The organism is Glaciimonas sp. PCH181 (assembly GCF_003056055.1).
GTDB lineage: Bacteria > Pseudomonadota > Gammaproteobacteria > Burkholderiales > Burkholderiaceae_D > Glaciimonas.
On the sequence record NZ_PYFP01000002.1, the window covers coordinates 926,607 to 941,042 of the forward strand.

Below are 14,436 nucleotides of genomic sequence, written 5' to 3' on the forward strand. Positions count from 1 at the left end.
TCAAAGAAAATAATCTTTGAATCCCAAAGTAGCTAGCCATTGAAGGACATCATCGCGAATACTTCCGCGATGATGTCCTTCCGCTTTAAAACTTATGGCGGATACCGGCGTTGAACAGCGTATCGGTCAGGCCGTTGGCAGCGGCCAGACCGCCGATGTTAGACCGGGCTTGATTGCTATTGCCTGAATACGAGGTGTACAAGGTGGTGCGCTTCGACATGTCGTAAGTATAGCCAAGCGCCCATTGCGAGCCCGAATTGGCGGTGGCGATGGTGTTGTCGGTGGAACGGATGTACGAAGCCAGGACCTTACTCGCGGGACCGACCGGAACCGTGACGCCGACCATCCAGTTTTTGTTGTTGACCGTTTGCAAATCGCTCGAATTTTTCTGATACGCCAATGCAGCCTTGGCGATACCGAAATTGTAGGTGCCGCCAATAAGCTTTTGCTTGGTCGAATTGCCAAAGATATCGTTGACACTTTGGTAGGCAATCCCTGTGTAAACCGGGCCTTTGTCGTACGCGAGCGACAAACCGATCTGCCTGTTGGCAGACGTATTACCAGCCGTTTCGCCGAAGGTGTATGCCGCCGCACCCGAGAAGCCGTATATGTTATTGCTGTTATAAGTCAACGTATTGTCGGTGCGGAAAGCAGTACGGAAGATACCCAGCATGCCGTTAGTGGAGGTGCTTTGCCCTGCCTTGCCGCTCGTTAGCCCGGCATCGAACGGATCGATGGCATCAGCAACGATGAAGATCGGTGACGACATTCTGCCGACTCTGACCGCGCCGAAATCGCCCGACAAACCTACCCAGGAAGCACGACCGAAAAGGCGGCTTCCCTGCCCCAAACTGCCATCATCAGCGTTAAAACCGTTCTCCAGCACGAAGTTCGCTTTCAGCCCTCCACCGAGATCTTCACTACCTTTGAAACCGATGCGAGAGCCGTAAAATTGACCGCTGTCGAGCGCCGTCTTAGAGCGAACACCATCGTTTTCATGCTGGATAGACATGTCCACCACGCCGTAAATCGTGACGGAGCTTTGCGCAGAAGCGGAACCTGCGCAAACGCCAAGCGATGCAAGTACGAAAATTGATTTTTTTATCATTGATTTTTTCATTATTTGTCCCCTATTGAGTTGTAATTTAATGCCGAGTAAATTGATATAGCCGCGCCGGGTTTTGAGTCAGTATGCGATGTGCAACTTCCTTATCCGGCACCCAACTGTGAAACTGCGCTAACAGGCCGGATGTCGTTGGTGTGGGCCCCTGATACCGCACAAACGGAAAATCACTTGCCCACAACAAACGGTCGCGGTTCGCTGCGATCATGTCGTCATGAAAAGGGCGCAGAGGATCGAAATTTGATCCGCTCACACGACGGCAAATTGCGAGCTTCACCCACACTTTCCCTTCCCGAAGCAATGCCAGCAGGCGTTGAAAATCCTTGTGATCTCTGCCGAGGCCAGGATCGAAGCCGCCCATGTGATCGAGTACGATAGGAATCCCAACGCTTTCCAACTGGTTCCAACGCGTCAGAATTTCCGGCAATGGCGCCCACAACTCGGCATGCATGCCAAGCTCACGCAGACGTTGACCAAGACCGCTACAAAGAGCATCAAGCGAGACAGTTCCTGGCATTGCCGATCCGTCAGGAAGTTTCGTCCCAACAAAACGAAGTGCAACCACGCCAGCATCGCGCATTCGCAATAGTTCTTCCCGGGTCGTGGACGCTTGTGCGACCCCGACACCCCGGGCACGCCCGTTTAAGGCCAACAACGCCATTTTCAAAACCGAAAGATCGTCACCATAGGCTGTGGGCTGCACCAGAACAAATCGTGCCACTCCCGCCGCCTCAGCGACTTCAAGCAATGTTCCTACAGGCGATAGCGGTGGCTCGTAAGTTGACACAACCTGCAGCGGATACCGTTTTGTGTCTTCGAATACATGGACATGACAATCGGTGATTGCAGCGCTCCCTACAGCCTCCATATTCAATGCGGCTAGACTCAAGATTTCCTCACTTGGTGCTTATTAACGTTTCGTTAGGGTGCACGCATCCAACGTCCAGTTTTGGACGTAGTAACAAACACTTAAAATAATTACGCTTTTTTCTTACCAGGCGGAGTATTCATCGGCGTTATGAACCCAGCCCTTGGCGATGAAATCTTCTCGAGGTGGTGCGAAGATATCGATCAAGACATGCCTGCCATCCCCCACTCCTTCGGTGGTGTGAATAAGTTCTGGCGGAATAATCAGTACGCTATCCGCCGATGCCGCAATATGCTTGTCCTCCTGCCATTGATTGGCATCTGGGGCCCAAGGTGTGCGAATGTGATGGATGAAATTACCAGCGATGGCTAACGAGCCTTGCTCGAAATCGGTATGCGCGTGTGGCGACAGCTTTGCACGATTTCGTGGGCCTTCATATTCGACCCAATTAATGCTCATGGTCGTGGTTCGAAGAAATTTCAACCGCGAATTTTCGGCCGGAAACGGCATTTGATCGATCAGATAAATGCGCAAATCTTCACGCTGATTCGCCGTTGAAGCGTGCGATGAATCGACAGGCTTCACGCGCTGATCGGGGCTTTGGTAATCAGCAGCATTAACAGCAAGTTCCTTACAGAGCTGTGTAGCACCGGTGGTCAGAGCGTAGACGCTACCCGGACCTTCCAGACGGACATCGACTTTACCGGGCGATGTAATGACAAATGCGCGCGGCGGGATTTGACGTGTTCCGCTAGCGCTGACAAGCTCTCCCCCAGCTTCTGGAAAAATAAATAAGGTCTCCTCGCTGCTGGTGACGGAATGCGTTTCTTGCGAAGCATGATCAAATCGATGTACTGTGAAATTCTGGCCGCGTACCGGGGCTACACTATGCTTGGCTTGACTAAAATAAGTCAACGATGCTGGACGTAATGTCATGGCAAACTTTCAGTAGGTGCTTTCGTTGGCTCTGGTGAATTGCCGCTCGAGTTCAAATGTCGGCTGCGAAATCGCATACTCTGCACCTCCCAAACGCGTTACGGGTTGGGCCAGAGCCGTACGAAAATGACCGTGATCGTCGAGAAAGTCGGGATGAATGTGCATGCCGACGACCTTGCCAAAAATAACGTTTACTTCTGGCCCGCCGGTTTCGTTGTCGATTTTTATCACTTTGAAAACCTTGCATTCGAGCGATGCCGGAGAGCGCGCAACTCTGGGCGCTTTCACGAAATGACAGGCCGCCTTCTCAAGTCCCGCGTACTCAAACTCATCCAAACCCGCAGCAATCGGCATAGAGGTCATATTCATCTCGTGGACGAGGGAAGCAGTCGCCAGATTAAACACAAACTCATTGGTTTCTCGCACATTTTTCAGCGTGTCTTTAGCTGGTCGATCCTCTGGCGTATTACATGAAAAGACAAGAATCGGCGGATCATTGGAAACGATATTGAAATATGAAAAAGGCGCAAGGTTTGCGCGCCCCTGCGCATCAACGGTACTCATCCATCCGATTGGTCGTGGCGCAATAATCGCATTGAAAATTCCACGTTTAAACGCGTCGGTGGCGATATCGATGAAGGTGTGTTCTAGTGGCTGCAAAATGTATTCCCGATAGTTTTTTGAGTTCGTTCTGGTTTGTTCTAGTTCGCTTCGCTTCGTGCGGTGAGACTTTCAACGCACTCTCGTCAAGAAATCTCTTGTGCGTTGCGAAGTAGGATTAGCGATCATCTGTTTGGGATCTCCCTTTTCGATGACAACCCCGCCATCCATGAAGATGAGTTCATCAGCGACTTCGCGGGCAAAGCCGATTTCATGCGTGACAACCACCATCGTCATTCCAGCTCTGGCGAGATCCTTCATAACCTCTAGCACTTCACCTACCAATTCTGGATCAAGTGCCGAAGTTGGCTCGTCAAACAGCAATACTTTCGGGTTCATTGCCAGTGCGCGCGCAATGGCTACACGCTGCTGCTGGCCGCCTGACAAGTTGCTCGGATAAGTGTCGCGCTTTTCTACCAACCCCACTTGCTTTAGCAGTGCCATCGCGCGCTCTTTAGCCTTGGAAATTGGCTCACCGTTGACCCTGACCGGTGCTTCAATGAGATTTTCGAGCACGGTCATGTGGGGAAACAAATTGAAACTCTGAAAAACCATGCCAATCTCGGCGCGACGCTCGCAAATCTCGGATGCAGGCCGTTCGAACAACTTATTGCCTTTAAGACGGTAACCAACGAAAGCGCCATCCACCAGCAGCAGGCCTTGGTTGATCTCCTCCAGATGGTTGATACAGCGCAAAAATGTGCTCTTGCCTGATCCTGACGGGCCAATAATGCAAGCGACGCGCCCTTTTTTAACGGTGATGTCGATGCCTTTTAACACTTCAAGTGCGCCGTAGCTTTTGCGCACGCCGGAGGCAAATACCATGATGTCCGGCGATACGCCAAACCGCTGAAAATGATTCATAGTGGTGACCTCTTACGAAAGCTGAACAGATACGCGCTGACGACAGACAGCGTAGAACGTTTAAGACGCGCCTCTTCGGGTGAAAAAATCCGTTCCAGGTAGCCTTGTCCTATCGACAAAATTGTCACTGCAGCGAGATACCAAACACTCGCGACTAAAAGAAGCGGGATTGTCTCAAACGTGCGCGCATAGATCGATTGTGCGGAGTACAGTAAATCCCCGACCGCGATGGTGCTCACTAGTGACGTCGTCTTCAGCAGGCTGATTGTTTCATTTCCGGTAGGCGGAATGATGACGCGCATCGCTTGCGGCAATACGATTCTCCGCAGGAGCAAGCTGGGCTTCATCCCAAGGCACAGGGCAGCCTCGGTCTGGCCGCGATTGACAGACTTGAGTCCGTTGCGCACGATTTCGGCCATATAGCCTGATTCCTGCAGTGAAAGGGCAATGATGGCGGCGACGAAAGGCGTGACCACGTCGTTGGTATTCACAGAGAACACGGTGCCATAACCCGGAAGATACAACGTAATGTTCTTAAAAATCAGCGCGAGGTTGTACCAAAATAACAGCTGCACCAACGCGGGAGTGCCACGAAAGAACCATACGAACACCTGCGCGGGCACAGCTAGTAATTTACTCGGCGAAAGCAGCATCAATGCTACTAATGTTCCGCCAATGCATGACAGAAACATGACAATGATCATCAGCGCCAGCGTCATACCTGCGCCCTTCAAGATCATCGGATTGAAAAGGTAATGACCAACAATTGGCCATTGAAATTCGGGATTTTCTGCTACCAAGTACAGCAGCACTGCAGTGAGAATCAACACTACAACTACGGCGGCGTTGCGCACCGGATGGCGCAGCGGAACGACCGTTAGCATTTCCGCAGGGTGTCGATCTTCGCTCTCAACCAATGAAGCCTCTGTACGCACAATATTCACCTGTCAATATTATTAAGCGTTCGGATAGCAAACCGCGCTATCCGAACCATGTCCAGCATCGCAAATCACTTCAATTCTTGACTTGAGACTCATCCGTGTAGACGACCGATTTGGGAATACTCGCCAAACTCATTCCGTATTTATCAAGGATGCTCTTATACGTACCGTCGGCGATCACCGCATTGAGTGCGGCAGACAGCATTTGGCCTGTGGCTTTATCGCCTTTGCGAATCGCCAATCCCAGCGGCGAGGGACTGAGTGGATCACCGACGACGACGTTTTTGCCCTTCGTGGTGGTTTGGTAATAACCGGCCGCAGTGGCATCATCAAGACGTGCATCCACGCGCCCTGTTAAGACAGCCTGAATAGTGTCTTTTTGATCAGGAAAGATTTGCTTGTCGAGCGGGGAAAGACCGGCGGCTACGCAATCCTTGCTTAATTGATCGGCAACGCCGTCAGCGGCATTCCCATTGGGAACCGCCACCTTCTTGCCACAGATACCGAGTTTTTTTGCAAATACTGCTTTGTTTTCAGGCAGCACGGCGATGACGACTCCCGTCTTAGAGAAGCTGACAAAATCAACTTGCTTCAGACGCTCTGGCAGAATGGTGTAACCCGCCCAGCCAATATCTGCCCGCTCAGAAATCAACGCAGGAATCTGCGCCTTAAATGGAATAGTCACAATATTAAGTTTGACGCCAAGTTTTTTGGCGACCGCTTGCGCCATCTCGATATTCATGCCAGCGGGACGCCCCTCCGCATCGATAAATTGCATAGGCGGATAATCAAGGCCGCTGGCAATCACCAAGCTCCCGCTCTTTTTGACTTTTTCAGAAACTGGAATCCCGTCGGCCCATGAAGAGCGAAGACCGCCCAGCGCAAGGGACATTGCACATACCATATATAAAGTTGACTTCAACATCATTGTTCCTCCGTTATTTTCTTTTTGGTTGCAGAATTCATTGAGGATAATAGGAGCTGTTTGCGCGAGCAACAACACATTATCATCGTCGTTTCACTGAGTGAAATGAGAACTCTGGGAACGGAGGATTTACATCGAAAAGGAAGATCGCCAGATGTTTGGGCGTCTCCAGAACACGGCCCTACGCTCTGAGGTTATGTCGCATTAACCATCGAGCCGGATGTTCATCTATGCTGATCATCTTTTCAGTGATGGTGTGAAATGAGATTCTCGATATCAAAAGGATGCGATTCCCAATCGACGTGATTCTGGTATGCATCCACTGGTATGCAGCATATCCGCTGAGTTACCGACATCTTGAAGAAATCATGGAGGAGCGCGGCGTGTGTGTCGATCATTCATCAATCAATCGCTGGGCGATCCCGTTTCTGCCGTTACTTGAAAAGGCTTTCCGTAAGCACAAGCGTCCGGTTGGCGGTAGCTGGCGGATGGACGAGACGTATATAAAAGTGAAAGCCGTCTGGAAATATCTCTATCGTGCTGTTGATAAGGAGGGTAAGACAGTCGACTTTCTCTTGACGGCGAAGCGCGACAAGGCTGCTGCCAGGCGATTTTTTGACAAGGCCTTGCGCGACAACGATGTCCCTGAAAAAATTACGATGGATAAAAGCGGTCCCAACAAAGCAGCGATCGATGAGATCAATGCCGGCAGGGAAATCCCGAGCGTGGTTCGTCAGGTCAAATATCTCAACAACATCGTAGAGCAGGACCATCGTGCCATTAAGCGCGTGACCAGGCCAATGCTCAATTTCAAATCATTTCAGTCCGCCAAAAACGTCCTGGCCGGCATCGAACTCATGCACATGATTCGTAAAGGGCAGATGATCGTTGCACAAGAAAATCCGATGTCGTTTGCGGAACAATTTTACGCTCTGGCAGCATAAGTCCGTCTAGTTTCAACGGCCAGCGAAATCACTCGCCCAGAATTTACTGGATACCGGTTAATGCGACGGAACCAGCTGCAGACCGACTCCTAATTCGATTGTCTTATTGACATCTCTTTCAATTGTTGCAGCGCAGGTACGATTTCGTTTGCGACCGATCCTGACTTCGATATCGACGCGCATTTTGTCCTCCAAAACTCGTTCGTGGAATCGAAATCCTGCCACTAATTTGCTCGATCAGCAACCTTAGCTAGCCCCCGATTTCGTCCGCTCTCTTATCCAACGGTCACGAAGCGGATTCGCGCCATCTGTTCGGCCGCGTTGGCGAGCATTGTTCTGGCACCAGCTATTGCGGTTTGTATCGGCATCGGCTCGGAGATGATTGAAAAACAGCCGCTGAAATGCGGCGCCACCAGCGCCATCTCGGCTGTCGGTATTGATCCCGACAGCAGCGACACCGGCTTTCTGAACCCCTTGGCCCGACCGGCGATTTCAAAAGGTACTTTGCCCATTAGCGTCTGCGTATCGGTACGGCCTTCGCCAGTCAGAATCCAGTCTGCCTGCTTAATAGCGGCATCAATCTGCAACAGCCGGCAAATCATTTCAGCGCCGCGATGGGGCGTTGCGCCCAGCAGTTGCAATGCGTAGCCAATGCCGCCTGCGGCGCCGGCGCCCGCCGCTAACGAGACCGGTCGTCCCGCCCATTGATCTGCCGACCGCGCAAAATTGGCGATCCAGTCGTCATACATCTGCACGAGTTCAGGCTCTATCCCTTTTTGCGGACCAAAGACTGCGGTGGCGCCTTTTTCTCCACAAAGCGGATTGTTCACATCGGCCAGCAGCATAATTTCGCACGTGGCGATTCTCGGGTCCAGCTGCGAGAAGTCTAGGCTAGACAGCCGTTCCAGGCTTCCGAGTGTCGGCGGCAGTGGACTGCCGTCTGCATCGATCAGGCCGACGCCAAGCGCGGCCAGCACACCGGCGCCGCCGTCATTGGTACTACTGCCGCCCAGCCCGACCATGAATTTCCGGATGCCCAGATCCATGCAGTGGCGCAGCAGCGCTCCTACACCGTAAGACGAGCGTTGCGCTACATGACCTTGCGCATTCGGCAAGCCAATAATTTCGGCGACTTCGATCACCGCAGTCTTATCGAGAACTGCGAAACGCACTGATTTTTTTACAAGCGTATCTCCGACCATGCTGGCCGTCTGCAGTTGGCCATCGGTAGCAGCGAGCATCGCATCGAGCGTGCCTTCGCCGCCGTCGGCCATTGGAAAACGACGGATCTCCGCATTTGGCAGCACACGCCGGATGCCGCTTTCAATCGCGAGCGCGACTTCTGAAGCCGACAAGGATCCCTTGAAAGAATCCGGGGCGATTACGATGCTTGTCATGGGAGCCGTTCGCCGATGATCATCGCCGCAGCTTTTTCCGCGATCATCAGTACAGTCGCATTGGTATTGGTCGAGGTAATACGCGGCATGATCGAGCCATCGACAATCCGTAAATGCTTGATGCCCTTTACACGCAGTTGCGGATCGACCACCGATTGCTCATCATTGCCCATCGCACAGGTGCCGACTGAGTGATACACGGTCGAGCCATTGCGGCGCGCATAGTCGAGCAGGGCGGCGTCATCCGCATGCTCGGGGCCGGGCACGGTTTCCCGAACCACGTATTTCGACAGCGACGAATGTTTCATTAGTTCGCGGCCGAATTTCAGGCCTTCCAATAGTATTGCCGCATCGTCCGGTTCCGACAGGAATCCTGGTGCAATTTCCGGCGCTACCTTGGCGTCGGTGCTGAGGATACGCACCCGGCCACGGCTTTTCGGGCGCATCTGCCAGCAGCCGACCGAGATACCAGGTTCCGCTTCCAACTGGCCGATCCGTCCTTCCTTGAAGCTGCCGGGCGCAATGACGTATTGCACATCGGGCTGGCTCGAATGTTTGGTTTGATAAAAAGCGCCGACCAGTGCCGCGCTATAGGTAAGCAAACCCTTGCCCTGCAATGCATAACTCATCAATTCGCGCATCAGGCGCATACCCTGGCTGCGCTCGTTGGCGGTCACCGTATCCTTCAGACGATAGCATAGGCGTGCGACATAATGGTCCTGGAAGTTGCGGCCGACGCCCTCCAGTCGAGCCTCCTGGCGAATGCCGAGTTCTTCCAGCACGTCGGCGGGGCCGATACCTGACAATTGCAGCACTTGCGGCGTACCGATCACGCCGGCCGACAGAATCACTTCGCGCTTTACATGCACTTCTTTTTGTTGGCCGTTGGCTAAATTCACCACCGCGCCGCGGCATTCGCCGTTTTGCACCAGCAGGCGTGCGATCTGGCAATCGGTCCATACGGTCAGGTTCGGACGCTTCCGTGCCGGATATAGATATGCGCGCGCCGCGCTGGATCGCACCCGGCCGTCACGGGTCTGTTGGTAGTACCAGATCGAACCATGCTCATGCGCTTGATTCGGATCATCCTCGAACTGCAGCCCCGCTTGGATGCCGGCCTGCACCGCCGCATGACAGATCTCAGGCGGTTCCTTAATCCTGTCTACCCGGATATAACCGTCAGTGCCGCGCTCCGGCGACGATTCGCCCATCCAGGTTTCGGACTTTTTGTAAAACGGCAGTACCTTATCGTAGCGCCATGAATCGTCAGATAGTCGCGCCCATTCGTCCAGGTCTTCCCTGAACGGACGCACATACAGCAAGCCATTGATCGAGCTGGAGCCGCCCAACACCCGGCCCCGCGGGAACAGGATCTCGCGCAAGGCGGTACCGGACTCGGCCTTGGTCTTGTACTGCCAAGTGATATCGGGATGGTCGAGCAGCCGAACGAAGCCGGCCGGCACATGAATCATCGGATGGCGGTCTGCTCCGCCGGCCTCAATCAGCAGCACCGATACAGATGGGTCGGCCGAAAGCCGGTTGGCCAACACGCAGCCCGCAGTGCCGGCGCCGATGATGATGTAATCCGCGGTGAAAGCGCTCATTGTTTCTCCCCGACCGGCAAAACAGTGCCGCTACCGATGAGTTCGCTGACCTCGCAGTCCGAGAAGCCGAACTCGCCCAGAACTTCGATCGTGTGCTCGCCCAGCAGCGGGGGCGGACGGTTATACGCAACCGGGCTGCCATGGAAATTGACCGGGCTAGCGATATTGGTCATCGAGCCGACCGAAGGATGGTCGAGTTTGATCACCGAGCCGACATGGCAGATCTGCGGGTCGGTTGTCAGTGCGGTGTAATAGTCCTGCACCTTGGCGCAAGGTACGTCGGCCGAGGTCAGGATGCCGACCCAGTGGTCGGTCGGATGGAGCACGAATTCCTGCTCCAGGATTGCGTCCAGCGCCTCACGGTTGGCGGTGCGCGCGGTATTGTCGACAAAGCGCGGATCAGTCAACAGCTCCGGACGGCCTAATGTATTGCACAGATTGCGCCAAAATTTTTCAGTGAAGCAGGCGGTGAAAAAATACTTACCGTCAGCGCCTTTATAATTTCGGTAAGGAACCATAGTCGGATGGCCGCTGCCAAGGCGCTGGGGCGACCGGCCGCTGCGTAGGGTCTCACCATCGCGCGGAATCGTGCTGAGCAGGGCAGCCGACAGCAACGAGGTGTCGATCTTCTGTCCCTCGCCATGGCGCTCGCGGTGCAGTAGCGCGGTGACGATGCCGAACGCAATCAGCGCTGCCGCGCCGAAGTCCGGCAGCGGCGCACCGACACGCACCGGATCGCCGTCGCTTTCGCCGGTCATGTCCATTAATCCGGTGACCGCCTGCACGATCGGGTCATTTGCAGGCCAGCCGGAGTATGGACCGCTCTGGCCAAAGGCCGACACGCTGGCATAGATAATCTTGGGGTTGCGCGCTTTCGCCGCGTCGTACCCGATCCCGAGCCGATCGACCGTGCCCGGCCGAAAATTCTCGACCACCACATCGGCCTGCTCAACCATGCGCAAAAATACTTCCTGTCCGGACTTGGATTTCAGGTCCAGGCGCATGCTTCGCTTGTTGCGGTTTTGCGAAAGGAATTGCACGCTTTCGCCGCTGACAAACTGATTGCCCAGGTTACGCGCGAGATCGCCTTGTTTCGGCTCTTCGATCTTAATCACGTCGGCTCCAAGATCGCCGAGAAGCACGGTACCCACCGGTCCCGCAGTCATTACGCTCAAGTCAAGTACACGATAACCGGTAAGAGGAAGTGTTCTGCTGTTCATGATCAATCTGCCTTTAATGTAGTTTGTCCGAGTGGGGATAGTCGAGCGCGGAAAAGCGAATTCCGTCACCGTCGCGTTGCTGCACGACCGAATGGGCGCTGCCGACGTCATCGCCCTGCGGGAAGTCGGTCCGGTAGTGGCTGCTGCGCGATTCCTGGCGCCGCAGGCAGGCGGCCAGGATAAGGTCGGCGGTGGTCGCCATATTGTCCAGCGACAGCGTGTCCAGCACGTTCGCCGGAGTAGCGCCGCCGCCGTGCGCCAGCTGCGCACGGATCTGGCGCACGGTGGTCAGCGCCTGCGTCATGCCAGTCGCATTTTTTTCTACAAGGCAGTGTGTCTGCATTGCGCGCCGCAAGTCGTTCGCCAGCGCGGTTACGGCGATGCTGACGCCGGGGCGAAGCGCCTGCACTAGGCGCTCAGCGAACGGTTCGCCGTCAGGTGTGCCTATGTCGGCGCGCGATGCTGCATAACGGGCGGCGCCACTGCCGGCGCGATGCCCGAAGACTTGACCCTCCGCTAGCGAGTTGCCCCCCGGACGATCCGGACCGCGCACGCCGCCGGCGAGTTCGCCTATCACAAACAGGCCGGGAATGGTGGCACTCGCATCTGTATCGGTCATGCGTACGCCGCCGTTCAGGCACTGGAACGCGATGCCCACTTCCAGCGGGTCGCGGCGCGGGTCAATGCCCTTGGCCGCCATCCAGCGCATGGTGTTGGGAATGGTCGCGGCCAGCTTTTCCGGCGACACATGCTCGAATGAAAAATAGACCGCGCCACGCTCGCTGCCGCGGCCTTGCGCGATCTCGGACGCCATCGAAATATCGATGTAGCGTGACGGGTTCGAAATGGTGAAAGGGAATACTTTTTCATTCATCACTTCTTTCTGCGAAACGCCTGCCGGCAGGTAGTTCTGAAGGAATTCCTGGCCGAACCGGTTGGTCATCTTCGGATGTAGCACAAAACAGGATTTGCTGAACAGCTGCACATATGGATGGATCAGTGCCGGTCCGAACTGGTGGAATTCCATGTTGACCAGTTCCGCGCCATGGCGGAAGCAGATCGCTTGGCCGTCGCCGATCATTTCGGCGGTCGACACCTGCTGCGAGAATAGGCCGTGTGCGCCGCCGGTGCCCAACACCACTGCACGCGCATGCACGATCAGCAGGCGTTTGGTATCGAGGTCAATGCCGATCACGCCGTTGACTTCGCCAGCCTGGTTGCGCAGCAGATCAACCAGCGCTACCGGGGTGCGGGTCTCTACGGCCAGCGCCTGCGCCTGATCCGCCAACGCATGCACGAACGCTTTGCCGGTCTTGCCGGCCACGCCCAAAGCGCGCGGATAACTGCCGAAATCGCTTTGAATCAGCTTGTATTGATCCTGTATGGTGCGATCAAAGGGTACGCCGAGGTTGATCAAATCCCGGATGCGGGCTGGCGCATCTTCCGCCAACACCCGTACCAGTGCCGGGTCGATGAAGCCGGCGGCTGCCTGCATGGTGTCACGGTAATGCACATCCGCGCTGTCTTGTGGGCTGCCGTAACCCGACGATCCCATGCTCATGATTTCGCTTGCGCCGTGGACAGTGCTTCCGCCTTTGCCAACTGGCATCTTGGCCAGCACCAACACCTTGGCGCCTGCCTGTGCTGCAGATACCGCCGCTCGACTGGCGGCGCCGCCGCCGCCGACCACCACCACGTCTGTGTGCGCGACATCGACCTGAAAGCCAAGCCGTTCGAGCGTTTTTACTAAATCCATCAATGTCTCCTGCTTATGACCGCAATGCGCGGCCGATGATGTTGCGCTGAATTTGATTGGTGCCGCCGAAAATCTGGAACATCTTTGCTTCGCGGAAATGGCGCTGCATTGCGTATTCCATCGAATAGCCGTTGGCGCCCATGATCTGCACGCCGTCAGTGGCGATCTGTACATACGCATCCGACGCAAAGTATTTGGCTTGCGACGATTCCATGTCGCAGTTTTCACCATCGTCCAGCAGCTTGGCGGCACGGAACGCCATCATGCGGGAGGCATCGACCTTGGTCTGCATTTCGACCAGCATGTGGGATACTGCCTGAAAGTCGCTGATGGGCTGGCCAAACTGGCGCCGGTCATGCGCATACCAGCGCGCCAGATCGACCGCGGCTTGGGCGGCGCCGGTGCACATTGCCGCCAGAGCAATCCGTTCCTTGGACAGCACCGTGGTAAGGCGTTTCCAGCCGACATGCAGGTCGCCCACCATCAGGTTTTTCGGCACATGAACGCCCTGATAATTGACTTCGCAGGTGCGGATCGCATGGCCGCCCAGCATGTCGATCGGATTGACTTGCACGCCCGCGCTGTCCTTGGGCACCAGGAACAGGCTGATGCCGTCATGCTTCTTGGCGGTCGGGTCGGTGCGTACGGCCGTCAAGATATACGAGGCCTGGACTGCGCCGGTGATCCACATCTTGGTTCCATCGATCACGTAGTCATCGCCGTCGGCGACCGCGCGGGTAGCGAGCGACGCGGCATCCGACCCAGAACCGTTTTCGCTCAGCGCGAACGCCAGCCAGCTTTTGCCTTCGGCCAGCGCAGGCAGAGTCATTTGCTTGATCTCTTCGGAAGCGAAGCGGGCGATTGCGCCGCCGACCATGTTGACATTAGCATTCCAGAAGCGCGACAGCGCAATGCTATGGTAGGCAGCGATTTCAAGAAACGCCGCCATGTCCAGATAACCGCCGATACCGCCATACTGCTCCGGCAAGGTCAGGCCAAACCAGCCCTGCTTCCCACCGATCTCGATGATTTCCGCCGGAAAACGTTTGTGTTCATCGGCTTCGCGCCAGTATTCGGGCGGCGCATGTCGCGCCAGCGTGCGGTGCACCGAGTCGCGGAATTCAAACTGGTCGGCAGACAGATAAGGTTTTAGGTCTCGGCGGTTGACGAGATTGGCAGCGTATTCAGGATTCACAAT

The 14,436-nt window shown here is 55.2% G+C and carries 13 protein-coding genes; 1 reads left to right on the forward strand and 12 read right to left on the reverse strand.

Going from position 1 to position 14,436, the window contains the following annotated elements; genetic code table 11:
• Window positions 1-85: 85 nt before the first annotated feature.
• The 7 genes from C7W93_RS17360 to C7W93_RS17390 all read right to left on the reverse strand — a co-directional run bounded on the left by C7W93_RS17360 (window position 86) and on the right by C7W93_RS17390 (window position 6,284).
• On the reverse strand, window positions 86-1,108 hold the full coding sequence (locus tag C7W93_RS17360) for a porin (RefSeq protein WP_161539956.1): 1,023 nt from the start codon (window positions 1,106-1,108) through the stop codon (window positions 86-88).
• Between the two features lie 37 nt (window positions 1,109-1,145).
• Window positions 1,146-2,012: an amidohydrolase gene (locus C7W93_RS17365; RefSeq protein WP_146177576.1), complete on the reverse strand. Its 867-nt coding sequence runs from the start codon at window positions 2,010-2,012 to the stop codon at window positions 1,146-1,148.
• Between the two features lie 102 nt (window positions 2,013-2,114).
• Window positions 2,115-2,927: a hypothetical protein gene (locus C7W93_RS17370; RefSeq protein WP_108441526.1), complete on the reverse strand. Its 813-nt coding sequence runs from the start codon at window positions 2,925-2,927 to the stop codon at window positions 2,115-2,117.
• A gap of 9 nt (window positions 2,928-2,936) precedes the next feature.
• Complete coding sequence (locus C7W93_RS17375) at window positions 2,937-3,587, reverse strand: flavin reductase family protein (RefSeq protein WP_225869920.1); 651 nt, start codon at window positions 3,585-3,587, stop codon at window positions 2,937-2,939.
• 72 nt (window positions 3,588-3,659) lie between these two features.
• The gene (locus C7W93_RS17380) at window positions 3,660-4,451 is read right to left on the reverse strand and encodes an amino acid ABC transporter ATP-binding protein (protein WP_304598576.1); all 792 of its coding nucleotides are present in this window, start codon (window positions 4,449-4,451) and stop codon (window positions 3,660-3,662) included.
• A complete protein-coding gene (locus C7W93_RS17385) occupies window positions 4,448-5,386 on the reverse strand; it encodes an amino acid ABC transporter permease (protein WP_225869921.1) in 939 nt (312 codons plus the stop codon). The genes C7W93_RS17380 and C7W93_RS17385 overlap by 4 nt, the downstream gene beginning before the upstream one ends.
• Window positions 5,387-5,465: 79 nt before the next feature.
• On the reverse strand, window positions 5,466-6,284 hold the full coding sequence (locus C7W93_RS17390) for an ABC transporter substrate-binding protein (RefSeq protein WP_201747280.1): 819 nt from the start codon (window positions 6,282-6,284) through the stop codon (window positions 5,466-5,468).
• A gap of 317 nt (window positions 6,285-6,601) precedes the next feature.
• Between C7W93_RS17390 and C7W93_RS17395 the strand changes: the two genes are divergently transcribed.
• Window positions 6,602-7,261, forward strand: coding sequence for an IS6 family transposase (locus tag C7W93_RS17395; RefSeq protein WP_108441529.1), 660 nt, complete (start codon window positions 6,602-6,604; stop codon window positions 7,259-7,261).
• A 275-nt stretch (window positions 7,262-7,536) separates the two neighbouring features.
• Here the strand turns inward: C7W93_RS17395 and C7W93_RS17400 are convergent, their stop codons facing one another.
• The 5 genes from C7W93_RS17400 to C7W93_RS17420 are packed head-to-tail and all read right to left on the reverse strand — an operon-like array spanning window position 7,537 to window position 14,433.
• Entirely contained in the window at window positions 7,537-8,658 is a 1,122-nt protein-coding gene (locus C7W93_RS17400) for a glycerate kinase (RefSeq protein WP_108441530.1), read from the reverse strand.
• The gene (locus tag C7W93_RS17405; protein WP_108441531.1) at window positions 8,655-10,262 is read right to left on the reverse strand and encodes a GMC family oxidoreductase; all 1,608 of its coding nucleotides are present in this window, start codon (window positions 10,260-10,262) and stop codon (window positions 8,655-8,657) included. The genes C7W93_RS17400 and C7W93_RS17405 overlap by 4 nt, the downstream gene beginning before the upstream one ends.
• Window positions 10,259-11,482: a CaiB/BaiF CoA-transferase family protein gene (locus C7W93_RS17410; protein ID WP_108441532.1), complete on the reverse strand. Its 1,224-nt coding sequence runs from the start codon at window positions 11,480-11,482 to the stop codon at window positions 10,259-10,261. The genes C7W93_RS17405 and C7W93_RS17410 overlap by 4 nt, the downstream gene beginning before the upstream one ends.
• A 13-nt stretch (window positions 11,483-11,495) precedes the next feature.
• Window positions 11,496-13,238 carry an FAD-binding protein gene (locus tag C7W93_RS17415; RefSeq protein ID WP_108441533.1) on the reverse strand — a complete coding sequence of 581 codons (1,743 nt, stop codon included), beginning with the start codon at window positions 13,236-13,238 and terminating at the stop codon, window positions 11,496-11,498.
• A gap of 13 nt (window positions 13,239-13,251) precedes the next feature.
• Window positions 13,252-14,433: an acyl-CoA dehydrogenase family protein gene (locus C7W93_RS17420; protein ID WP_108441534.1), complete on the reverse strand. Its 1,182-nt coding sequence runs from the start codon at window positions 14,431-14,433 to the stop codon at window positions 13,252-13,254.
• Window positions 14,434-14,436: the final 3 nt, after the last annotated feature.